We start from the raw sequence: 21619 nt of genomic DNA on the forward strand, positions 1-21619 counted from the left end.
GTGCGAGTTCGCGCGGTTCAGGCGGGGCGGTACGTCAGCAGGACGTTGCCGGAGCGGAACGTCGTGGTCCGCCACAGTTCGAGGTGGATGCGCCTGTTCAGCGTCGAGAACAGGGAGCGGCCTTCGCCCAGGATGAGCGGGTTGACGAGCACGCGCAGCTCGTCGATCAGGCCGAGTTCGAGCAGGCTCGCCGTCAGCTGCACGCTGCCGAAGAGCGCGATCTCCTTGCCCGGCTGCTGTTTCAGCGCCTTGACGGTTTCGGCGAGGTCGTCGCTACCGACGAGGGTCGTGTTGTTCCACTCCGCCTTCTCGAGGGTGGCGGAGACCACGACCTTCGGCACGCTGTTCATGAACTCGACGATCTCGGGGTCGGGCCCGGTGGCGTCCGGCCAGTGCGCGGCCATGTGCTCGTATCCCGTCCGGCCGAACAGCAGCGTGTCGATGTAGGCGTCGCTCTGGTTGGCGAACTCGAAGTACTCCGCGTCGACGTTCGGCCAGTCGAACTCGCCGTTCGGGCCTTCGTAGTAGCCGTCGAGGCTGATCGCCACGTAGGAGAAGAGTTTGCGCACGGATTCGATCTCCGATCTCGTCTGCGTGCCGGCGCGCGTAGTCCTGTCGCGGCCGGTGAACTCCGGGAGGGCAGGTGCGGTCCGCCGAAGCCGAGTGGTTGCAAATTGCAAGCACTCGAAGGGTAACAGGGAGTGCTTGTGGACTGCTACCGGTTTCGGGGGGATCGACGACGCTGCGGCTCGCATAGTCCTCAGTGGACTGGATGCGGCCCGCGGTCGCCGTGGCGATTTCTTGCCTGGACGTCTTTTTCGGAATCGGGCGTGCGGAAGTCCTTGCGCTGGTAGGAAGAACGCGTGGGCAGTCATTGCGTCAGCGAGCTCGAGCAGGCCGGGTGGATTCGGCGGAGCACCATTCAGGAGGCGGCTTGCCTGACCTTCGTCCGGGGCGCCGACGTCGACCAGGTGGCCACGGACTTCGGTGCGGTCGCCGGGCTCGGCCGGGTGCTGGACATCGATGACTTCTGCGAGGAGGCCTTCGCCCACCAGGAGAAACACCCCATGATCGCGCTCCGGCGGATCGACGACTGGGTGCTGGTGGTCGAGGACAACGGCCGGCAGGGGCAGCGGCCGGAGGTGCTGCGGAATGTCGCGCGGCAGGCCGCCGTGTCGGTGTTCTGGGACGCGAGCACCCTCACGCGCTTCTCCCACGCGGTTCGCGGCGACGTCCGGACGTCGTTCGAGGCCGTGCTTCCGGAGTACCGGGAGGGCAGCCGACCGGACGAACTGGAAGCCGCCCGCGCCGACCTGCCCTGGTCCCAGGCCGACCCGGTGGCGCTGATGCTGGCGTTGTCGGGGCGGCTGACCGGGCTGTCGCCGAGCCCGGTCTGGCTCGCCGGCGACTTCCAGACCTTCCCGGTCGCGCCGTGGCCCGACGACCTGGTGACCGTGCCCGATCCGCTGGACAGGATCCCCGGCTTCCCGCCCGAACTGATCGCGGCGCTGGGCACCGCCACCCACCCCGACCTGCGGCGGGCCGTCGCCGCGGTGGCGCGGCACGCCGTCGGCGTCGCCGATTGCGCGGACGCCCCCGTCGTGCGGGAGGCCTTGTCCTCGCTGAGCGGCGGGCCCGCGATCGACCGCGGCGTGCTCTGCTCGGTGGTCCGGGAATGGGCCTGGCAGAGCACCTGGGCCCGCCCGAACAGCAAGATCCGCAACCAGCTGCGCGCCGCGGAAGCGCTGCGCCAGGCGACCCACGAAGATCCGCTGAACGCGCTCGCCGGCACGCTGGCCGAGGCCCGGCAGGTACGCGGCGTCGGTGACCTCGTCCGCATCGTCGCCGCCGAGCTGGGTGGCCCGCCGGCCAGGTGAGTCCGCGGGATCGGACCCGGAGACAGCACCTCGCCCGGCACAATGGTGGGCATGTTCAGGTTCCTCCGTCGTCGCGACGCCGAAGCCACGGGCACCGCCGAGGCTCCCGAGGCCGATGTCCACGCCCAGGCCGCCGAGCGGTTCTGGCAGCGGTGGGACGACCTGCTGCCGGAGATCGCCTCCGCGCTCGGCGACAGCGTGCCGCATCGGATCGAGAGCCTGGTCGCCGAGGCGCTCGCCGAGGTGCACCCGAACCTGACCTTCGCCATCGAGCACGGCGAGAAGGCCGTGTACGCGCTGGTCGTCAGCGGCCAGGCCGACCCGGAGCTGCGCCCCCACACCGACGCCTGGATGGCCGCCGCACCGCCGGCCGACACGCTGTGGGAGTACCACGACTCGGTGCCGCCGGTGCCCGATCCGACCGAGGTCACCGTGAACCTGCGGGGCGAGAAGTACCCGCTGGCCGACGTCCGCGTCGTCGCCCAGGTCGACGAGGCGGAGAGGCTCGTCGACGTCGCCGTCTACCACCCCGGCTTCAGCGGCCTGGAGGAGAACGCGCGTCGGGCCCTGACGTTCCTGCCGCTGGACGCCACCCTCGGCGAGCGGCTGGCCGCCGACCGGCTGGGCCGGGTGGAGACCGCGGAACTCGAACCGGAGGGCGCGATCGGCCTGCTGGAACTCCGCGAACTGGTCCGCGAACTGGACCGCACCGCGGCCGCGCCGCCCGAGTCGTGAGCGCTGAGTCCGGTTCTTACCGGATTCGTCACTCACGACGCGTCGTGCGTGCCGTTGTCGGGGGCGCTCGCTAGTCTCGGGGCGTGACCAGCAAGGACGTGGATCTCGCCCCGAACGACGCAGTGGCCGGAGCCGAGGAGGTCGTGCCCGACGACCCGGCCGCCGGCAGCTCCGCGGAAGGCGTCGAAGACGTGCCCGCCGAGGTGCGCGAGCGCTACGCGGAACTGGCCGAGGAAGTCCGCGGCCACCAGTTCCGCTACTACGTGCTCGATTCGCCGACGGTCTCCGACGGCGAGTTCGACGTGCTGTTCGCACAGCTCCAGCAGATGGAGGAAGAGCACCCGGCGCTGCAGGCGCCGGACTCGCCGACGCAGGTGGTGGGCGGCACCTTCTCCACCGAGTTCACCCCGGTCGCGCACCTGGAGCGGATGCTGAGCCTGGACAACGCGTTCAGCGCCGAGGAGCTGCAGACCTGGGTCGACCGGGTGGAGCGCGAGGTGGGCACCGACGTGCACTACCTGTGCGAGCTGAAGATCGACGGCCTGGCGATCAACCTGCTCTACCGCGACGGGCGCCTGGAGCGCGCCCTGACCCGTGGCGACGGCCGGACCGGCGAGGACGTGACGCTCAACGTCCGCACCATGGGCGACGTGCCGGAGCAGCTGACCGGGACCGACGAGTACCCGGTGCCCGCGCTGGTCGAGGTGCGCGGCGAGGTGTTCTTCCGGGTGGACGAGTTCGCCGAGCTCAACGCCAGCCTGGTGGAGGCGGGCAAGCCGCCGTTCGCCAACCCCCGCAACTCCGCTGCCGGGTCGCTGCGGCAGAAGGACCCGCGGGTCAGCCGCAGCCGGCCGCTGCGGCTGATCTGCCACGGCCTGGGCAGGCGGGACGGCTTCGAGCCGAACCTCCAGTCCGAGTCCTACGCGGCGCTGAAGGCGTGGGGCCTGCCGGTTTCCCGGCACACCGTCGTCCTGTCCACTGTGGATGAGCTGGTCGCGCACATCGACTACTGGGGCAAGCACCGCGACTCCGCGGAGCACGAGATCGACGGCATCGTGATCAAGGTCGACGAGGTGCCGCTGCAGCGCAGGCTCGGCACCACCTCCCGCGCGCCGCGCTGGGCGATCGCCTACAAGTACCCGCCGGAGCAGGCCACCACGAGGCTGCTGGACATCCAGGTCAACGTCGGCCGCACCGGCCGGGTCACGCCGTTCGCCGTGATGGAACCGGTGAAGGTGGCCGGCTCCACGGTGTCGATGGCGACCCTGCACAACGCCGACGAGGTCCGCCGCAAGGGCGTGCTGATCGGCGACCGCGTGGTGATCCGCAAGGCCGGCGACGTGATCCCCGAGGTGCTCGGCCCGGTGGTCGACGTGCGCACCGGCGACGAGCGCGAGTTCGTCATGCCCGCCGTGTGCCCGGAGTGCGGATGGCCGCTGGCGCAGCAGAAGGAGGGCGACGTCGACCTGCGCTGCCCGAACGCCCAGGGCTGCCCGGGACAGCGCCGCGAGCGGCTGTTCTACCTGGCCAGCCGGAAGGTGCTGGACATCGACGCGCTCGGCTACGAGGCCGCGGGCGCCCTGCTGACGGCCGGCGTGATCGAGGACGAGGGCGACATCTTCGACCTCGACGAGCCGAAGCTGCTCAAGACGCCGCTGTTCACGACCAAGGAAGGCAACCTGTCGGCCAACGGTGCCAAGCTGCTCTTGAACCTGGACACGGCCAAGGAGAAGCCGCTGTGGCGGGTGCTGGTGGGGCTGTCGATCCGGCACGTCGGGCCGACCGCCGGGCAGGCGCTGGCCCGCGAGTTCGGCTCGCTGGACCGGATCGAGGCGGCGTCGGAGGAGGAGCTCGCGGCCGCCGACGGCGTCGGGCCGACCATCGCCACGGCCGTGCGCGAGTGGTTCGAGATCGACTGGCACCGCGAGGTGGTGCGCAAGTGGCGGGACGCCGGGGTGCGGATGGCCGACGAGCGCGACGAGTCGATCCCGCGCACCCTCGAAGGCCTGTCCATCGTGGTCACCGGCACGCTGCAGACGTTCTCCCGGGACGAGGCCAAGGAACTGATCATGGCCCGCGGCGGCCGGGCGGCGGGATCGGTGTCGAAGAAGACGGCGTTCGTCGTGGTCGGCGACTCGCCGGGCTCGAAGTACGACAAGGCCGTGCAGCTCAAGGTCCCGGTGCTCGACGAGAACGGGTTCCGGGTGCTGCTCGACGACGGCCCGGAGGCCGCCGCCGGGGTCGCGCTGCCGACCGAGGAGGAGTGATCTGTCCGCCGGAGGTGGCACGATCTGCGGCATGACGACGATCCGCGCGGCCCGGCCGGCCGAGTACGAAGCCATCGGTGAGATCTCGGCCCGGGCCTACACGGAGAGCGGGAATCTGTCGGACGACATCGACTACACCGTGGTGCTGCGCGATGCCGCCGGGCGGGCGGAGCACGCCGAACTGCTGGTCGCCGTCAAGGGCGACGAAGTGCTGGGCACGGTCACGCTGGTGCGGCACGACAGCTCGTACGCCGACCTCGCGCGGCCCGGCGAGCTGGAGTTCCGGATGCTGGCCGTGGCGCCGGAGGCGGCGGGCAACGGAGTCGGCCAGGCGCTGGTGGAGGCGGTGATCGACCGGGCGCGCGCGGAGGGGATGGAGCGCGTCGTGCTGTGCGTGCGGGACTCCGTGAAGCCCGCCCGGCGCCTCTACGAGCGGCTGGGCTTCGAGCGCCGTCCCGGCCGCGACTGGCACCCGGCAGTGGACGTCCACCTGCTCGGCTACGCCCTGGAGCTCTGACCGATCCGGCCATCTCAACAGGTCGGGTGCTCGTGAGTGTTTTGGACCGCGATAGCAGCCCGAAGCGCTCACGAGTGCTGCGGAACCGCCGCCGCGACGCCATGCAGAACGAGCCTGGAAACGGATCTTCTCAGCTGTCGAGGACGACCGAGACGATGCCCGCGAGGTGGGCCAGGCGGGCCAGCTCCGCGGTGCGGAACATCGGGCCGCCCGGGCGGCCCGCCAGCAGCACGCGGTCCGGCTTGCCGATCGGCGTCGCCGCCAGCTCGGTGCCCAGTTCCTTCCAGGTGTCCGGCACCCACGGCTCGTCGCCGTCGAGGATCGCCGCCCGCGCCAGCGGCAGCCACGGCAGCTCCAGGTAGCCCTCCTGCGGGGCCGAGGTGCTGGCCGCCAGCTGCTCCGCGCCGCCCGAGCGGTGCCCGAAGACGACCGCCCAACCGGATCGGATGATCTTCGGGACGCCCTCGGCGAGGATCTGCAACCCGTTCGCCGGCTCGGCCGCGATCTCCTCGACGAGCTCCAGCTCGCGGTGCGTGTCCAGCACGCCCGCGTACGGCCGGACCGCGTCGACCTCCACGCCGTCGACCGACTCGGCGGCGGTGATCAGCACGTCCGGCAGCCGGCCCGACGGCAGCTCCACGACCAGGTCGTCGATCGCCACGCCGTTGCCGCGCTCGACGACGTCGACGCTGAGGATGTCGGCACCGATCTCGCCGAGCGCGCTCGCCACCGACCCGAGGTTGCCGGGCCGGTCCGGTATCTGCACCCGGATGAGGAAGGACACCGGACTCAACGCCTCCAGCTTCGTGCGCGACACCTCGCCGGCCGCGCTCTCGCTACCGCACGAGGCCGCACTGCAGCGGCTCCTCGTGCGAGGAACTGGCAATTGAAATTGTGTCAGACGCGACGCCCCCGCGGTGCGCCCGGCGTCCACGGAGTGGAAGTACCTGCGGTTTTCCGTCGTGTCACGGGCGTTTTCGCGGGCGGGCGGCCCGGTGATCCGCAGTGGAACCGCCGCGGGCCCGGGCGGCCCCGGCGGCGCCCGCGCCCCCTCCAGGAGCGGGTCCGGGCATCGCCATAGACTGAGCTGTACCCGTGAAACCGGACATGACCAGGGAGCCTTCGCAGTGTCCAAGATCTCCCGCGACGAGGTCGCACACCTCGCCGGCCTGGCGCGGCTGGCCGTCACCGAGGCCGAGCTCGACACCTTCGCCGGCCAGCTCGACCAGATCCTCGATGCGGTGGCCAAGGTGGGCGAGGTCGCTGCGGACGACATCCCGCCGACCTCCCACGCCGTGCCGGTGACCAACGTTTTCCGCGATGACGAGGTGCGGCCGGGCCTGTCGCGCGAGCAGGCGCTCGCCGCGGCGCCGGCCGCCGAAGAGGACCGGTTCCGCGTGCCGCGGATCCTGACCGAGGAGGCCTGATGACGACCGCATCCGGCGGCAGCCTGACCGGGCTGACCGCATCCGAGCTCGCCGCCAAGCTGCAGGCGGGCGAGGTCACGTCGGTCGAGGTGACGCAGGCGCACTTGGACCGGATCGCCGCCGTGGACCAGGAGGTGCACGCGTTCCTGCACGTCGACGCCGACGGGGCGCTGGCCGCCGCGCGGCGGGTCGACGAGGAGCGCGCCGCGGGGAACACCACGTCGCCGCTGGCCGGCGTGCCGCTGGCGCTCAAGGACGTGCTGACCACCACCGACATGCCCACCACCTGCGGCTCCAAGATGCTGGAGGGCTGGGTTCCGCCTTACGACGCGACCGTGACGCGCCGGCTGCGCGAGGCGGGCGTGGTCATCCTCGGCAAGACGAACATGGACGAGTTCGCGATGGGCTCGTCGACCGAGAACTCCGCGTACGGCCCGACCCGCAACCCGTGGGACCTGGAGCGCATCCCCGGCGGTTCCGGCGGCGGTTCGTCGGCGGCGCTGGCCGCGTTCGAGGCGCCGCTGGCCATCGGCACCGACACCGGCGGCTCGATCCGCCAGCCCGGCGCGGTGACCGGCACGGTCGGCGTCAAGCCGACCTACGGCGGCGTTTCCCGCTACGGCCTCGTCGCGTTCTCCTCGTCGCTGGACCAGCCCGGCCCGTGCGCGCGCACGGTGCTGGACGCCGCGCTGCTGCACGAGGTGATCGCCGGGCACGACCCGATGGACTCCACCTCGATCAACCAGCCCGTGCCGCAGGTCGTCGCCGCGGCCGAGCAGGGCGCTTCGGGCGGCCTGCAGGGCGTGCGCGTCGGCGTGGTCCGCGAGCTCTCCGGCGACGGCTACCAGCCGGGCGTGCAGCGGGCCTTCGACGCCGCCGTCAAGCAGCTGTCCGCGCTGGGCGCGGAGGTCATCGAGGTCTCCTGCCCGCACTTCACCTACGCGCTGCCGGCCTACTACCTGATCGCGCCGAGCGAGTGCTCCTCCAACCTCGCCCGCTTCGACGCGATGCGCTACGGCCTGCGCGTCGGCGACGACGGCGCGCGCAGCGCCGAAGAGGTCATGTCGCTGACCCGCGAGGCCGGGTTCGGCCCCGAGGTGAAGCGGCGCATCATGCTCGGCACCTACGCGCTGTCCTCGGGCTACTACGACGCCTACTACGGCCAGGCGCAGAAGGTGCGGACGCTGATCACCCGCGACTTCACCGCCGCGTTCGAGCAGGTCGACGTGCTGGTGTCGCCCACGACGCCGACCACCGCCTTCAAGATCGGCGAGCGGGTCGACGACCCGATGGCGATGTACCTGGCGGACCTGTGCACCATCCCGTCCAACCTGGCCGGCAACGCCGCCATGAGCGTCCCGTGTGGACTGTCCGATGAGGATGGCCTGCCGGTCGGGCTGCAGATCATGGCCCCGGCGATGGCCGACGAGTGGCTCTACCGGGTCGGCGCGGCCTACGAGGCGGCGCGCAACGCCACCCAGGACGGCCCGCTGATCAACCGTGTTCCGCAGCTGGAGGTCGCGCGATGAACCCGAAGATCAAAGCAGCGTTCCAGCTCGCCTCGGTGCTCTCGGCGGCCCTCGGGCTGCGGTCGAGCTTCCGCGCAGCGCGGGAGGAGAAGGACAAGCTCGCGCTGGCGGACGTGGTCATCACCGCGCTCGGCCTGATCACCGGCACCGCGCTGGCCGTGCGGGCCCTGCGCAAGGGGGAGGACGACAAGTGACCGCCGTCGCCGAGATCATGGACTACGACGAGGTCCTCGCGCGGTTCGACCCGGTGCTCGGGCTCGAAGTGCACGTGGAGCTGTCCACCAAGACGAAGATGTTCTGCGGCTGCGCCAACGCCTTCGGCGCCGAGCCGAACACCCAGGTGTGCCCGGTGTGCCTGGGCCTGCCTGGTGCGCTGCCGGCGCTCAACGGCAAGGCCGTGGAAGCCGCCATCCGGATCGGGCTGGCGCTGAACTGCCAGGTCGCCGAGTGGTGCCGGTTCGCCCGGAAGAACTACTTCTACCCGGACATGCCGAAGAACTTCCAGACCTCGCAGTACGACGAGCCGATCGTCCACGACGGCTACCTGGACGTGCTGCTGGACGACGGCGAGACCTTCCGGGTCGACATCGAGCGGGCGCACATGGAAGAGGACACCGGCAAGTCCTCGCACATGGGCGGCAGCACCGGCCGGATCCACGGCGCGGACTACTCGCTGCTGGACTACAACCGGGCAGGCGTGCCGCTGATCGAGATCGTCACCAAGCCGATCGTCGGTGCCGGGGAGCGGGCTCCCGAGGTCGCGCGCGCCTACGTCTCGGCGCTGAGGGACCTGCTGCGCGCGCTGGACGTCTCCGACGTGCGGATGGACCAGGGCTCGCTGCGCTGCGACGCGAACGTGTCGCTGATGCCGAAGGGCACGACGGAGTTCGGCACCCGCACCGAGACGAAGAACGTCAACTCGCTGCGCAGCGTGGAACGCGCGGTGCGCTTCGAGATGCAGCGGCACGCCGCGGTGCTGACCGCGGGCGGCTCGATCCTGCAGGAGACGCGGCACTTCGACGAGTCCACGGGCGGCACGTCGGCGGGCCGCCGCAAGGAGACCTCCGAGGACTACCGCTACTTCCCGGAGCCCGACCTGGTGCCGATCGCGCCGTCCCGGGCGTGGGTCGAGGAGCTGTCCAAGACCCTGCCGGAGATGCCGTGGGAGCGGCGCAAGCGCGCGCAGGAGGACTGGGGCCTGTCCGACGAGGAGCTGCGCGACCTGGTCAACGCCGGGGCGCTGGAGCTGGTGGCGCAGACCGTCGACGCGGGCGCGCCCTCCGGCGACGCCCGCTCCTGGTGGGTTTCGTACCTGGCGCAGCAGGCCAACACCCGCGGCGTCGAGCTCGCCGACCTGGAGATCGCGCCGAAGCAGCTGGCACGGGTGATCGCGCTGGTCGCCGAGGGCAAGCTGACCAACAAGCTGGCCCGGCAGGTCGTCGACGGGGTGCTCGCCGGTGAGGGCGAGCCGGACGACGTGGTGGCGGCCCGCGGCCTGGAGGTCGTGTCCGACGACTCGGCGCTGCAGGCGGCGATCGACGAGGCGCTGGCGGCGCAGCCGGACATCGCGGACAAGATCCGCGGCGGCAAGGTGCAGGCGGCGGGCGCGATCGTCGGCGCGGTCATGAAGGCCACCAAGGGCCAGGCGGACGCCAAGCGGGTCCGCGAGCTCGTCCTCGCGGCCTGCGGCCAGTAACGGGCGCCGGAACGGCCGAGAACCGAAGCGGGGAACCGGAACTTCCGGTTCCCCGCTTCGCATCTCCCCAGTTTCAATGAGGGTTTTTCATCCTGGTGAGCCCGCAGTCGCGGGTCGCAAAGGTGCACGTCGATGGGGTGTCGCATGCGCCGCAGGCGCATAGCCCACCTACGACACTTGCACCGCCGCGGGTTCACGGTGCCCACCCCTTCGGGGTTCCCTCGGCGAGGACGGCCCCTCCGCCGTGTATTGGACATACATCAGGAGGGGCATCCACAGACCAGGGAGCCTCTGAGGTTCCGCTACCCGCACCGCCACGCAAACTGAGGTTGGAAAAACCTCAATTGAAACTGCGGGTTGGGGTCAGCGGGCGAGGTAGCCGCCGTCGACGTAGAGCTCGGAGCCCGTGGTGAAGGACGCGTCGTCGCTGGCGAGGTAGGCGACCGCCGCCGCGACCTCGGCCGGGCGGCCGAGGCGGCCCAGCGGCGTCACCGCGAGGATCGCCGCCTCCCGGTCGGTGCCGCGGGCGCCGGCCAGGATCGCGGTGTCGATGAAGCCGGGATGCACCGAGTTCACCCGGATCCCCGTATCGGCCCACTGCAGCGCGGCGTTCTTGGTGAGCAGCCGGACCGCGCCCTTCGCCGCGTGGTAGGCCGGGCTCGTGCCGAAGCCGCCGCTGGCGCCGAAGATCGAACTGATGTTGATCACCGACGCGTGCTCGGAGGCGCGCAGCGCCTCGGCCGCGGCCCGCATGCCCAGGAACACGCTGGTCTGGGTGACCGCGATGGTGCGTTCGTAGCTCTCCGCCGTGGTGTCCTCGATGGTGCCGTGGTCGGCGATCCCGGCGTTGTTGACCAGGATGTCCAGGCCCCCGAACTCGTCGACGGCGGACCGGACCGCGGCCGCCCACGCGGCCTCGTCGGCGACGTCGTGGTGCAAGAAAAGCGACCTTCCGCCGTCGTCGCGGATCTCGGCGGCGACGGCGGCCCCGGCCTCGTCCTGGATGTCGGTGACCACGACCGCCGCGCCTTCCGCGGCCAGCCTGAGGGCGGTCTGCCGGCCGATTCCGCCCGCACCGCCGGTGACCAGCGCGACCCTGTCCCGCAACCGCAACATCGATCCACCCTTCGCCGAACGATCTTGCAACGAAGGGTGGCACGGCGCGGCGGAATCCGTCACCGGCCGGATGGGCGAGCGCCCGCGGTCTCGGTGATCCGGCCGATGTGGCCGTCCGGTCGCACCAGCACGAGCGTCCCGGCGGCCACGTCGTAGGCCCGCCAAGCGAGCCGGGTCAGTCTTTGCCCGCGGAACCGGCGGACGGGGACTCGATCCGCAGGACGCGGTCGTCGCTGGAGATCGGTTGGCCGCCGTCTTTGTTCGCGGTGCCCAGCCACACCAGGCCGTCCGGGCCGAGCGCGGCGGCGGAGAAGCGCCCGTAGGTCTTCTCCATGACCTTCGTCGGCTGACCGGTGAAGCTGCCGTCCGGCGCCGGGTGCAGGGTGTACAGCGCCGCGGCGTCGGTCAGCGCCACCACGACCTGCCCCGGGTCGGCGGCGCAACCCGCCACCCCGGGCCGCTCCGCCCAGGTCCACGCCGGCGACCCCAGCGGCTCGCCCAGCTGCACCCGGTACAGGGCGTCCTGGCCGCCGCTGCGGTCGGTCACCCAGTACATGCCCAGCGCGGGCGTGCCGCACAGCCCTCCCGGCGAGGTCAGCCCGGCGGCGACCACCGGCGACGTGGGGTTCGGGTTGCCCGCCACGGGCTTGCCGGAACTGTCGATGCGCAGCACCTTGCCCGCCAGCGACTGCGGATTCGCGGCGTTGGCCGGGCTGCCCGCGTTGCCGGTGGCGATCAGCAGCGAGCCCTGGCCGTCGTCGAGCATCGCCCCCGCGTTGCCCGTCGAGCCCTTCGGGATGCCGGTCAGCACCGGCTTGGGCCGGTCCCCGGCCGCGACCCGGACGACCTGGTTGTCGCTGCGGGTCGTGACGTAGGCGTAGAACAGCTCGTCCTCGTGGTACGTGGGGGAGAGGGCGAGCCCGGTGAGCCCGCCGCCACCGCTGGGATCGACCGGAATCCGGGCCAGCTCAACGGGTTTCGTGCCGCGCTGCACGCGCAGCACCCGCCCGGTGGCGCGCTCGCCGACGAGCGCGGCCTGGCCGCCGGGCAGCACCGCGATCGCGCCGACCGGATCCAGGCAGGTGGCCACCACCGCCGGATCGGGGTCCTCGCAACCGACCGGCGCGTTCGGTTGCTGCGGCGACGTGCCGGATTCGGGCGGCGGCGAGGACTCGTTCTCGAAGGACGGCTGCGGGCCGGCCTGCGGCTCCAGCGAGGGCGGGTCGCCCCACGGCCGGGGGTGCTCGTCGGGGAACTGCGCGCAGCCGGCCAGCAGCGTGCCGAGCACGGCTGTCATGCCCAGCAGAAGACGACGCATGCGAAACGAGGCGGCCACGACGCCCGACCCTATCGGCCGACGGGTGAACCCAGGGTGAGCCGGTGCTCGCCGGCCCCGTCGCCGCGGTTCGGTCCGCGATCTCGATGGAAATCGGGCCTTCGATCTGCGGCGAACGGACCTCGGTTTCCGGGATGCGGAAGGTTCAGCGCTCTGGGCGTTCGGCGCGGCGGCGCGGGCCCGGCTCCGGGAGGCGCAGGCGGATCCGCGGGACCGGCGGCGGTGGCGGGTCGATGCCGAGCCGGGCGCACTCGACCGCTTCCACCCGGCGCAGCAGCAGGGCCAGCTCCTCGCGCACCACGTCGGGGGCCTCGAACGGGATGAAGTGCGACGTCGCCAGCTGCCGCACCCTCGCCTGTGGCAGCGCCGCGACCGCCCGGACGGTGCCGGCGAAGTCCGCCAGCACGTCGTGCCGTCCAGTGAGGACGGTCAGCGGGCAGCTCAGCCCCGTCACCTGGGTCCGGGCCGATGCGCTCCACGCGAGGCCCATCGCCAGGTGCCACTGCCAGTCCCGGTGCAGCAGCTGCCGGAGCACCGCCGCGGCGACCTCGCGGTCCACCTCGGGGCGCAGCAGGCCGCTGCACCGCACGAGCTGCGCCGCGAGTTCCGTGACCGGCAGCCGGGACGTGATCGACGTCAGCAGGCCGCCGAAGATCTGCAACGAGGCGGAGCCGCTCGCGGCGAGCAGCCGCCGGGCGAGCTCCGGCACGCCGAGCGCCGCGAGCAGCGCGTCCGCGGCGGCCGTCGGCGGCCCGGCGAGGAGCATCAGGCCGCGCACCCGATCGGGGAACCGCCGGGCGAGCTCGACCGCCACCACCGTGCCCGCCGACCAACCGACGACGGTGCAATCCTTCACACCCGCGTCGTCGAGCACGGCCAATGCGTCGTCCACTTGATCACCGAGCGTGCCTGAATGATTGTTCTCCGGTGTCCAACCCAGCATTCGGGCCGACGAATCCATCGGAAGAATTTCGGGCGCGGCACCGAGCTCCGGGCACACCAGGACCGCCTGTGGCGCCGCGGTCTCCGGCGTCCAATGCGTGGACGCCCATTCCCGGGGCCGCGCGCCACCTGCGGAAACGTCGAACTCACGGAACAGCTGATCGGCCATCGAACCATTTTCCCCCAGCCGGGTGTGCGCAGTATCGAACAAATCACTTGTCAGAAAGCTTTTGCCGGAAAGACTCGCACGTTGGGGTGACCATGCCCTAGCCTCGTCCGGCGTGAGCATTCACGACGATCGCCCCGGCGGTGCGGGCGGCAACCCCGACGATCGAAACTACGGCGCGCACGCCCAACAACCCGGAGCGGGTTCGAAGGGCGCACCGAGTGCCGCGCAAGGCGCACCGAGTGCGCGGAGCACGCAGAGCCTCAGCGCGCAGAAGTACAACTACTACGACGACGATGACGGCTACAGCGACGGCGAAGCCACGTCCGTGGTCGACCGCAGAAGTTCGGCGGGCGACTACTACGACGAGATCGGCGACCCGCGCAAGCCCTTCGGCTGGAACGCGGGCGCCGACCTCGGTCTGCTGATCCTGCGGCTGGCGCTGGGCGGGATATTCCTCGCCCACGGCGCGCAGAAGCTCTTCGGCATCCTCGGCGGTCCCGGCCCGGACGGCTTCGCCGCGGCGCTGGGCAAGATGGGCTTCGAGAACAGCGCCGTGCTGGCCCTGGTCACCGGCGGCACCGAGCTCGGCGCGGGCGCGCTGCTGGTGCTGGGCCTGTTCACGCCGCTGGCCGCCGCCGGCATCGTCGGCGTGATGGGCAACGCGATATTCCTCAAGCTCGGCGCCGGGTTCTTCGCCGCCTCCGGTGGTTTCGAGCTCGAGGCGACGCTCGGCGCGCTGGGCCTCGGCCTGATGTTCACCGGCCCCGGCCGGGTGGCGCTGGACTACGGGCGCGTGTGGTTCCGCCGCCCGCTGGCCTTCGGGTTCATCGCCCTGATCATCGCGGTCGCCGCGTCCGCAGCGGTCCTGATCCTGTTCCACGGCCTCTGACCTCGGAACGACCCGGAAAGCGGGGGCGCGCACAACGAGTGCGCGCCCCCGCTTCGTCTTTCGCGAGGAGCTACCGGACCCGGGTCCTCAGCATCCGGTAGCAGTGCACCCGGAGTTCCCGGCGGTAGCGGCCGGTGGACTCGCCGAACGCCCGCTCCGGGCAAAGCGAAAGGGGCACCCGGTGACGGGTGCCCCTCGCGTTCGGCAGGTCGATCACCTGTTGACGTCGCGGACCGCTCCGTAGGAGGCGGAGGTGGCGAGGCGGGCGTAGGCGCGCAGCGCCGCCGTGACCTTGCGTTCGCGGCCCACCGGCTGCCACGGGTGCTCGCTGGCGTCCATCTTGGCGCGGCGCTCGGCCAGGACCTCCTCGGAGACCAGCAGTTCCAGCTTGCGCTCGCGGACGTCGATCAGGATCTGGTCGCCGTTCTCCACCAGACCGATCGTGCCGCCGCTGGCCGCCTCCGGGGAGATGTGGCCGATCGACAGGCCCGACGAACCGCCGGAGAACCGGCCGTCGGTGATCAGCGCGCACTTCTTGCCCAGCCCCGAGCCCTTCAGGAAGGCCGTCGGGTGCAGCATCTCCTGCATGCCCGGCCCGCCGGACGGACCCTCGTAGCGGACCACCAGCACCTCGCCCGGCTGGATCTCCTTGTTCAGGATCACCGACACGGCCTGCTCCTGGCTCTCCACCACGCGTGCCGGGCCCTGGAAGTGCCAGAGCTCCTCCTCGACACCGGCGGTCTTGATCACCGCGCCTTCCTCGGCGAGGTTGCCCTTGAGCACCGCCAGGCCGCCGTCGGCGGTGTAGGCGTGCGCGACATCGCGGATGCAGCCGTTCGCGGCATCGGTGTCCAAAGAGGACCAGCGGTTCTCCGTGGAGAACGCCTTCGTGGTGCGGACCCCGCCCGGCGCCGCGTGGAACAGCTCGATGGCCTCCGCCGACGGCGACTCGCCGCGGATGTCCCATTTGGACAGCCACTCGGTCAGGTCCGCGCTGTGCACCGACGAGACGTCGCGGTGCAGCAGGCCCGCCCGGTCGAGCTCGCCCATGATCGCGCTGATGCCACCGGCCCGGTGCACGTCCTCCATGTGGTAGTCGGAGTTCGGGCTCACCTTCGACAGGCACGGCACCCGGCGGCTGGTCTCCGCGATGTCGTCCAGCGAGAAGTCGATCTCGCCTTCGAGCGCCGCCGCCAGCGTGTGCAGCACCGTGTTCGTGGAACCGCCCATGGCCATGTCCAGCGCCATCGCGTTCTCGAACGCATTCTTGTTCGCGACCGAGCGCGGCAGCACCGACTCGTCGTCCTCGCCGTAGTAGCGCTTCGCGATGCGCACCACCGTGCGACCGGCCTCCTCGAAGAGGGCGCGGCGCGCGGCGTGGGTCGCCAGCGTGGACCCGTTGCCGGGCAGCGCCAGGCCGAGTGCCTCGGTGAGGCAGTTCATCGAGTTCGCGGTGAACATGCCCGAGCACGAGCCGCACGTCGGGCAGGCCGACCGCTCGACCTCCGAGAGCCCCTCCTCGTCCACCGCCGGGCTCGCGGACGCCGAGATCGCCGTGATCAGGTCGGTCGGCGCCTGCGCCACGCCATCCACCACGACGGCCTTGCCGGCCTCCATCGGCCCGCCGGAGACGAACACCGCCGGGATGTTCAGCCGCATCGCGGCGTTGAGCATGCCGGGCGTGATCTTGTCGCAGTTGGAGATGCACACCAGCGCGTCGGCCTGGTGCGCGTTGACCATGTACTCCACCGAGTCGGCGATCAGCTCGCGCGAGGGCAGCGAGTAGAGCATGCCGCTGTGGCCCATGGCGATGCCGTCGTCCACCGCGATGGTGTGGAACTCGCGCGGCACGCCCCCGGCCTCGCGGATGGTGGCGGCGACCACGTCGCCGAGGTCGCGCAGGTGCACGTGGCCTGGCACGAACTGGGTGTAGGAGTTGGCGATCGCCACGATGGGCTTGCCGAAGTCGTCGTCGGTCATGCCGGTGGCACGCCACAGCGAGCGGGCGCCGGCGGCATTCCGTCCGTGTGTCGTGGTGCGGGAGCGCAGCTGAGGCATTTTGAAGGTTTCCAAACTCGTTTTGCGTGGCGGTGCAGGTAGCGGCCCCCCTGCGGGAGTTACAGAAGCCTTCTCGGCTCCGGGATCCCCGACTTGCGCATGACCAATACGCGGCGTCGGGGCTGTCCTCGCGAGAAGACTTCTGAGAACCCGCGGCGGTGCAAGTTGCTCAGGTGGGCTAAGCGGCTTCGCCGCTTGCGGCCGCTTTCGGCCTTGCGAGTCGGGCGTCGCGGCGGTCTACCACCGGAAGTGGCTTCGCCACTTGCCTGACGGCGAGGCGTTGCGAGCCCGCCCCCGGACCGCGCCTTGTGGGCGCGGGAAGTTGCGGTGCGGCCGACATTACTCCTGCGTGGTCGGGTCGGGCAGCCGCCCACCGCTGATCGCCGCCACTTGAGGCAGGTCGCGTACCCGCACCGCCGGGAGCTGGACCTCCTTGCCGGAGCGCAGCACGGCCTTGAGCCAGCGCTTCTCGTCCAGCCGCAGCGACACCACGTCGTCCCAGCCGAACTTGGTGCGGCCGAGCATGGTGCGCGCCACCACCTGCTGCGCGTCGAACGTGGTGCGGGTGCGCAGGATCCACACCGCCAACCCGAGCGGGATCAGGTAGATCAGCAGCGCCCAGGTGCCCGCGGTGGTGGCCAGCGGGGTGGCGCAGATGATGACCGCCAGCACGCCCAGCAGCGCCACCGGTGTGATCCGGAACGTCAAGGACTTCGGGCCCTCGGGCTCCGCCGGGGCGGCCTGCTCCGCGTCGGCGGACTCCGCGGTCCGCTCGTCGGTGGACTCGGCGGCCTGCTCCGCGTCGGAGGGCTGCGTGTCGGACGGCTCCGGGGCGGGCTGCTTGGCGTCGGGCTGCTCGGGCTCCTGCGGGGTCTCGCTCACGCCTCCGATGGTCTCACCTGCGATTCCCGGCGCAGTGGGCGGCCGAACGCCCCGGGCGACCAGCCGCCCACGCGACCGCCGAGACGCGTTCGGCCCACGCGTCGCATGTCACATCTCACGGCGCGGACCACCTCTGATGGCACCGCTGACCTGGGCTTATCCCCGATGAGGAGGCCGCGTCGGGCGATCTCAGGCGTCCACCATGCGGGAAGATCTTCCCGCATGGTTTGACGTCGCGGGTCGCTTTGATTAACGTCCTTGCCATGCTGCGACTGCACGACATTCTCGTACTTCCCCGGCGCGTCGACGCCTAGGAAGTTCGCAGCGTCGACGCGCCAACCCTCGTCAGGCCTATTTGGGGTCTGCGGGGGTTTTTTCGTGTCCGGTCCAACTCCCGACCCCGAGGCAGACCCGATGACCAGCGCCAATACTCGGCAGAATCCGGTCCCGGCGCCCCCGCCAGGACGCCGTCCCAAGCCCGCGCCGCCCAGCGGTGCCCCAGTGAAGCTGACCGGTGCTCAGGCACTGGTGCGCTCGCTGGAGGCCGTCGGCTGCGAGATCGTCTTCGGGATTCCGGGCGGCACGATCCTCCCCTCCTACGACCCGCTCCTCGACTCGAAGAAGGTCCGGCACATCCTGGTGCGCCACGAGCAGGGCGCCGGGCACGCGGCCACCGGCTACGCGCAGGCCACCGGCAAGGTCGGCGTGTGCATGGCGACGTCCGGCCCCGGGGCGACGAACCTGGTCACCGCGCTCGCCGACGCCAACATGGACTCGGTCCCGCTCGTCGCGATCACCGGTCAGCAGAGCACCGGCCTGATCGGCACCGACGCCTTCCAGGAAGCCGACATCTGCGGCATCACGCTGCCGATCACCAAGCACAACTTCCTGGTCACCGACCCCGAGGACCTGCCGCGGATCATCGCCGAGGCGTTCTACATCGCCGCCAGCGGCCGGCCCGGCCCGGTGCTGGTGGACATCCCCAAGGACGTCCAGCAGGCGACCATGTCGTTCTCCTGGCCGCCGGAGATGAAGCTGCCCGGCTACCGGCCGACCAGCAAGCCGCACGGCAAGCAGGTCCGGGAGGCCGCCAAGCTGATCACCGAGGCGCGCCGCCCGGTGCTCTACGTCGGCGGCGGGGTCATCAAGGCCGAGGCGCACGCCGAGCTGCGGCAGCTGGCCGAGCGCACCGGCATCCCGGTGGTCACCACGCTGATGGCGCGCGGCGCGTTCCCCGACTCGCACCCGCAGCACATGGGCATGCCCGGCATGCACGGCACGGTCGCCGCGGTCGCCGCGATGCAGCGCGCCGACCTGCTGATCGCGCTGGGCACCCGCTTCGACGACCGGGTCACCGGCCAGCTGTCGTCGTTCGCGCCGGAGGCCAAGGTCGTGCACGCCGACATCGACCCGGCGGAGATCTCCAAGAACCGCTACGCGGACGTGCCGATCGTCGGCGACTGCAAGGAGGTCATAGCCGAGCTGATCGACGCGGTCGCCGCCGCCACCGAGCAGCACGGCACCGCGGACCTGACGGCCTGGCGGGCGGACCTCGACGACCTGCGCGAGCGCTTCCCGCTGGGCTACCAGTGGCCGTCCGACGGCAGCCTGTCGCCGGAGTACGTCATCGAGCGCCTCGGCAAGCTGGTCGGGCCGGAGGCGATCTACGCCGCCGGCGTCGGCCAGCACCAGATGTGGGCCGCGCAGTTCGTCGGCTACGAGAACCCGCGCACCTGGCTGAACTCCGGCGGCCTCGGCACGATGGGCTACGCGGTGCCCGCCGCGATGGGCGCCAAGGTCGGCATGCCGGACAAGGCCGTGTGGGCCATCGACGGCGACGGCTGCTTCCAGATGACCAACCAGGAGCTCGCCACCTGCGCCATCGAGGACATCCCCATCAAGGTGGCCGTCATCAACAACGGCAACCTCGGTATGGTCCGGCAGTGGCAGAACCTGTTTTACGCCGAGCGCTACTCACACAGTGACCTCGGCACCCACAAGCACCGCATCCCGGACTTCAAACTGCTGGCCGAGGCCTACGGCTGCGCGGGCCTGCGGTGCGAGTCCAAAGAGGACGTCGACAGCGTCATCCAGCGGGCGATGGAGATCAACGACCGACCCGTCGTGATCGACTTCGTGGTGGGCAAGGACGCCCAGGTGTGGCCGATGGTCGCCGCGGGCACCGGAAACGACGAGATCATGGCGGCGCGCGGCATCCGCCCGCTGTTCGAGGAGGATGAATGAGCAGCCCTATGTCAACTCTGGTGCTGCTCAACCGCACCTCAGGGGACCGTGACGTAAACCAGCCACAAGAAACCTCGAAACGAGCGATTGAGCTGGACGCAACCACAACTGCAAATCTCGGAGAGGCGGGACTGCGCCCATGACCCGACACACGCTGAGCGTGCTGGTGGAGAACGTCCCCGGGGTGCTCGCCCGGGTGTCCGGCCTGTTCTCCCGGCGCAGCTTCAACATCGAGTCGCTCGCGGTCGGCCCGACCGAGCACCCGGAGATCTCCCGGATGACGATCGTGGTCGCCGTCTCCGACCAGCCGCTGGAGCAGGTCACCAAGCAGCTCAACAAGCTGGTCAACGTGATCAAGATCGTGGAGCTGGAGACCGATGCCGCGGTGCAGCGGGAGCTGCTGCTGGTCAAGGTCCGCGCCGACGCGTCGGTGCGCAGCCAGGTGCTGGAGACGGTGCAGCTGTTCCGCGCGAAAGTGGTGGACGTCTCGCCGGAGGCGCTGACCATCGAGGCCACCGGTACCGCCGATAAGCTCGACGCGCTGCTGCGAATGCTGGAACCTTACGGCGTCCGCGAGATGGTGCAGTCGGGAACGATCGCGATCGGCCGTGGCCCGCGTTCCATCACGGCCACTGCAGTGCGCTGATCCGGCGCCCCCGCCACAGGGCCGAAAACCGAAGAACCTGTCGCCGAATTCGTCCGCGGAGCCGTCCTGGCGGGTACCCCGGGCGAGAAGACCACCGCATTCGGCGGCGGGTACGAAGAAGTCCCGAAAGGAAACGCTGAATCACCATGGCAGTTGAAATCTTCTACGACGCGGACGCCGACCTGGGCATCGTCCAGGGTCGCAAGGTCGCGGTCATCGGCTACGGCAGCCAGGGCCACGCCCACGCGCTGAGCCTGCGGGACTCGGGCGTCGACGTGCGGGTCGGCCTCCCGGAGGGTTCCAAGTCGCGCGCCAAGGCGGAGGAAGAGGGCCTGCGGGTGCTCACCCCGGCCGAGGCCTCCGCGGAAGCCGACCTGATCATGATCCTCGCGCCCGACACCAAGCAGCGCGAGATCTACGCCAACGACATCGCGCCGAACCTGAAGCAGGGCGACGCGCTGTTCTTCGGCCACGGCTTCAACATCCGCTACGGCCTGATCCAGCCGCCGGCGGACGTCGACGTCGCCATGGTCGCCCCGAAGGGCCCGGGCCACCTGGTGCGCCGCCAGTTCGTCGACGGCAAGGGCGTGCCCTGCCTGATCGCGGTCGAGCAGGACGCCTCCGGCAACGCCCAGGCGCTGGCGCTGTCCTACGCCGCCGCCATCGGTGGCGCGCGGGCCGGCGTCATCAAGACCACCTTCAAGGAGGAGACCGAGACCGACCTGTTCGGTGAGCAGGCGGTCCTCTGCGGTGGCGCGAGCGCCCTGGTGCAGACCGGCTTCGAGGTGCTGGTCGAGGCCGGCTACCAGCCGGAGATCGCCTACTTCGAGGTCCTGCACGAGCTCAAGCTGATCGTGGACCTGATGTGGGAGGGCGGCATCGCCGGCCAGCGGTACTCGATCAGCGACACCGCCGAGTACGGCGACCTCAGCCGCGGCCCGCGCGTGATCGACGCCCACGTCAAGGAGTCGATGCGCAAGATCCTGAGCGAGGTCCAGGACGGCACCTTCGCCAAGGAGTGGGTGGCCGAGGACGAGGCCGGGCGCCCGAACTTCACCAAGCTGCAGGCCGAGGGCAACGCCCACCAGATCGAAGAGGTCGGCAAGAAGCTGCGTTCGCTGATGTCCTGGACCAACAAGTAAGGACCCGCGATCCTCGGCGGCGCGCCGACCGCGCGTCCGGCCGATGCGAAAAGGCCCGGTGAGCCCCACGAGGGATCACCGGGCCTCGGCCTTCCCGGTAGGTTCCCGGACCGGCTTTCCCAGTTGCCAAAGGGGGAAACCGGTCGC

At 71.0% G+C, this 21619-nt stretch carries 19 protein-coding genes; 12 read left to right on the forward strand and 7 right to left on the reverse strand.

All coding sequences use genetic code 11. From position 1 onward, the window contains the following. Positions 1-17: 17 nt before the first annotated feature. Positions 18-569 carry a dihydrofolate reductase family protein gene (locus BLW84_RS47275; protein ID WP_177226326.1) on the reverse strand — a complete coding sequence of 184 codons (552 nt, stop codon included), beginning with the start codon at positions 567-569 and terminating at the stop codon, positions 18-20. 294 nt (positions 570-863) lie between these two features. Here BLW84_RS47275 and BLW84_RS06825 point away from each other — a divergent pair, with 294 nt between their 5' ends. From BLW84_RS06825 to BLW84_RS06840, 4 genes are all read left to right on the forward strand, one after another. Continuing rightward, positions 864-1877 (forward strand): DUF6461 domain-containing protein, encoded by a 1014-nt coding sequence (locus BLW84_RS06825; RefSeq protein WP_093262565.1) that lies wholly within the window; start codon positions 864-866, stop codon positions 1875-1877. Between the two features lie 51 nt (positions 1878-1928). Then, positions 1929-2612 carry a hypothetical protein gene (locus BLW84_RS06830; protein WP_093263052.1) on the forward strand — a complete coding sequence of 228 codons (684 nt, stop codon included), beginning with the start codon at positions 1929-1931 and terminating at the stop codon, positions 2610-2612. Between the two features lie 83 nt (positions 2613-2695). Next, a complete protein-coding gene (gene ligA / locus BLW84_RS06835; protein ID WP_425441685.1) occupies positions 2696-4879 on the forward strand; it encodes an NAD-dependent DNA ligase LigA in 2184 nt (727 codons plus the stop codon). A 31-nt stretch (positions 4880-4910) separates the two neighbouring features. After that, a complete protein-coding gene (locus BLW84_RS06840) occupies positions 4911-5396 on the forward strand; it encodes a GNAT family N-acetyltransferase (RefSeq protein WP_093262566.1) in 486 nt (161 codons plus the stop codon). A gap of 130 nt (positions 5397-5526) precedes the next feature. Here BLW84_RS06840 and BLW84_RS06845 read toward each other — a convergent pair whose 3' ends face one another. After that, a complete protein-coding gene (locus tag BLW84_RS06845) occupies positions 5527-6180 on the reverse strand; it encodes an ACT domain-containing protein (protein WP_177226348.1) in 654 nt (217 codons plus the stop codon). Between the two features lie 343 nt (positions 6181-6523). Here BLW84_RS06845 and gatC point away from each other — a divergent pair, with 343 nt between their 5' ends. Genes gatC through gatB form a run of 4 tightly spaced genes read left to right on the forward strand, consistent with a single transcriptional unit; the run spans position 6524 to position 10048 of the window. Further along, positions 6524-6823: an Asp-tRNA(Asn)/Glu-tRNA(Gln) amidotransferase subunit GatC gene (gene gatC, locus BLW84_RS06850; protein ID WP_093262568.1), complete on the forward strand. Its 300-nt coding sequence runs from the start codon at positions 6524-6526 to the stop codon at positions 6821-6823. After that, complete coding sequence (gene gatA / locus BLW84_RS06855; RefSeq protein ID WP_093262574.1) at positions 6823-8352, forward strand: Asp-tRNA(Asn)/Glu-tRNA(Gln) amidotransferase subunit GatA; 1530 nt, start codon at positions 6823-6825, stop codon at positions 8350-8352. The genes gatC and gatA overlap by 1 nt, the downstream gene beginning before the upstream one ends. After that, complete coding sequence (locus BLW84_RS06860; RefSeq protein WP_093262575.1) at positions 8349-8546, forward strand: hypothetical protein; 198 nt, start codon at positions 8349-8351, stop codon at positions 8544-8546. Before gatA ends, BLW84_RS06860 begins: the two co-directional genes overlap by 4 nt. Beyond that, on the forward strand, positions 8543-10048 hold the full coding sequence (gene gatB, locus BLW84_RS06865) for an Asp-tRNA(Asn)/Glu-tRNA(Gln) amidotransferase subunit GatB (RefSeq protein WP_093262576.1): 1506 nt from the start codon (positions 8543-8545) through the stop codon (positions 10046-10048). Before BLW84_RS06860 ends, gatB begins: the two co-directional genes overlap by 4 nt. A gap of 363 nt (positions 10049-10411) precedes the next feature. Here gatB and BLW84_RS06870 read toward each other — a convergent pair whose 3' ends face one another. The 3 genes from BLW84_RS06870 to BLW84_RS06880 form a co-directional block, all read right to left on the reverse strand. After that, positions 10412-11164: an SDR family NAD(P)-dependent oxidoreductase gene (locus BLW84_RS06870; RefSeq protein WP_093262577.1), complete on the reverse strand. Its 753-nt coding sequence runs from the start codon at positions 11162-11164 to the stop codon at positions 10412-10414. Positions 11165-11339: 175 nt separating this feature from the next. Then, positions 11340-12461: a PQQ-dependent sugar dehydrogenase gene (locus tag BLW84_RS06875; protein ID WP_177226327.1), complete on the reverse strand. Its 1122-nt coding sequence runs from the start codon at positions 12459-12461 to the stop codon at positions 11340-11342. Between the two features lie 184 nt (positions 12462-12645). Further along, on the reverse strand, positions 12646-13611 hold the full coding sequence (locus tag BLW84_RS06880; RefSeq protein WP_093262578.1) for an alpha/beta fold hydrolase: 966 nt from the start codon (positions 13609-13611) through the stop codon (positions 12646-12648). Positions 13612-13723: 112 nt separating this feature from the next. Here BLW84_RS06880 and BLW84_RS06885 point away from each other — a divergent pair, with 112 nt between their 5' ends. Next, positions 13724-14500, forward strand: a complete 777-nt coding sequence (locus BLW84_RS06885; protein ID WP_093262579.1) for a DoxX family protein — start codon at positions 13724-13726, stop codon at positions 14498-14500. Positions 14501-14713: 213 nt separating this feature from the next. Here the strand turns inward: BLW84_RS06885 and ilvD are convergent, their stop codons facing one another. Together ilvD and BLW84_RS06895 are read right to left on the reverse strand one after the other, a co-directional pair. Further along, complete coding sequence (ilvD, locus tag BLW84_RS06890) at positions 14714-16558, reverse strand: dihydroxy-acid dehydratase (protein ID WP_093262580.1); 1845 nt, start codon at positions 16556-16558, stop codon at positions 14714-14716. 339 nt (positions 16559-16897) lie between these two features. Beyond that, positions 16898-17440, reverse strand: coding sequence for a PH domain-containing protein (locus BLW84_RS06895; RefSeq protein ID WP_245760991.1), 543 nt, complete (start codon positions 17438-17440; stop codon positions 16898-16900). Between the two features lie 414 nt (positions 17441-17854). On the opposite strand from BLW84_RS06895, the gene BLW84_RS06900 reads away from it, so the two are divergent. From BLW84_RS06900 to ilvC, 3 genes are all read left to right on the forward strand, one after another. Beyond that, positions 17855-19684 carry an acetolactate synthase large subunit gene (locus tag BLW84_RS06900; protein WP_093262581.1) on the forward strand — a complete coding sequence of 610 codons (1830 nt, stop codon included), beginning with the start codon at positions 17855-17857 and terminating at the stop codon, positions 19682-19684. A gap of 139 nt (positions 19685-19823) precedes the next feature. Then, a complete protein-coding gene (ilvN, locus tag BLW84_RS06905; RefSeq protein WP_093262582.1) occupies positions 19824-20330 on the forward strand; it encodes an acetolactate synthase small subunit in 507 nt (168 codons plus the stop codon). Between the two features lie 146 nt (positions 20331-20476). Next, complete coding sequence (gene ilvC, locus BLW84_RS06910) at positions 20477-21472, forward strand: ketol-acid reductoisomerase (RefSeq protein ID WP_093262583.1); 996 nt, start codon at positions 20477-20479, stop codon at positions 21470-21472. Positions 21473-21619 lie beyond the last annotated feature (147 nt).

The sequence above is a fragment of the Saccharopolyspora shandongensis genome, assembly GCF_900106995.1.
Taxonomy (GTDB): domain Bacteria; phylum Actinomycetota; class Actinomycetes; order Mycobacteriales; family Pseudonocardiaceae; genus Saccharopolyspora; species Saccharopolyspora shandongensis.

Coding starts and splice junctions, on each gene's coding strand:
- BLW84_RS06875 (WP_177226327.1), bottom strand. CDS start 12,461: ATGACAGCCGTGCTCGGCACGCTGCTGGCCGGCTGCGCGCAGTTCCCC.
- ilvC (WP_093262583.1), top strand. CDS start 20,477: ATGGCAGTTGAAATCTTCTACGACGCGGACGCCGACCTGGGCATCGTC.
- BLW84_RS06860 (WP_093262575.1), top strand. CDS start 8,349: ATGAACCCGAAGATCAAAGCAGCGTTCCAGCTCGCCTCGGTGCTCTCG.
- gatA (WP_093262574.1), top strand. CDS start 6,823: ATGACGACCGCATCCGGCGGCAGCCTGACCGGGCTGACCGCATCCGAG.
- ilvD (WP_093262580.1), bottom strand. CDS start 16,558: ATGCCTCAGCTGCGCTCCCGCACCACGACACACGGACGGAATGCCGCC.
- BLW84_RS06880 (WP_093262578.1), bottom strand. CDS start 13,611: ATGGCCGATCAGCTGTTCCGTGAGTTCGACGTTTCCGCAGGTGGCGCG.
- BLW84_RS06830 (WP_093263052.1), top strand. CDS start 1,929: ATGTTCAGGTTCCTCCGTCGTCGCGACGCCGAAGCCACGGGCACCGCC.
- BLW84_RS06840 (WP_093262566.1), top strand. CDS start 4,911: ATGACGACGATCCGCGCGGCCCGGCCGGCCGAGTACGAAGCCATCGGT.
- ilvN (WP_093262582.1), top strand. CDS start 19,824: ATGACCCGACACACGCTGAGCGTGCTGGTGGAGAACGTCCCCGGGGTG.
- BLW84_RS06900 (WP_093262581.1), top strand. CDS start 17,855: ATGACCAGCGCCAATACTCGGCAGAATCCGGTCCCGGCGCCCCCGCCA.
- BLW84_RS06870 (WP_093262577.1), bottom strand. CDS start 11,164: ATGTTGCGGTTGCGGGACAGGGTCGCGCTGGTCACCGGCGGTGCGGGC.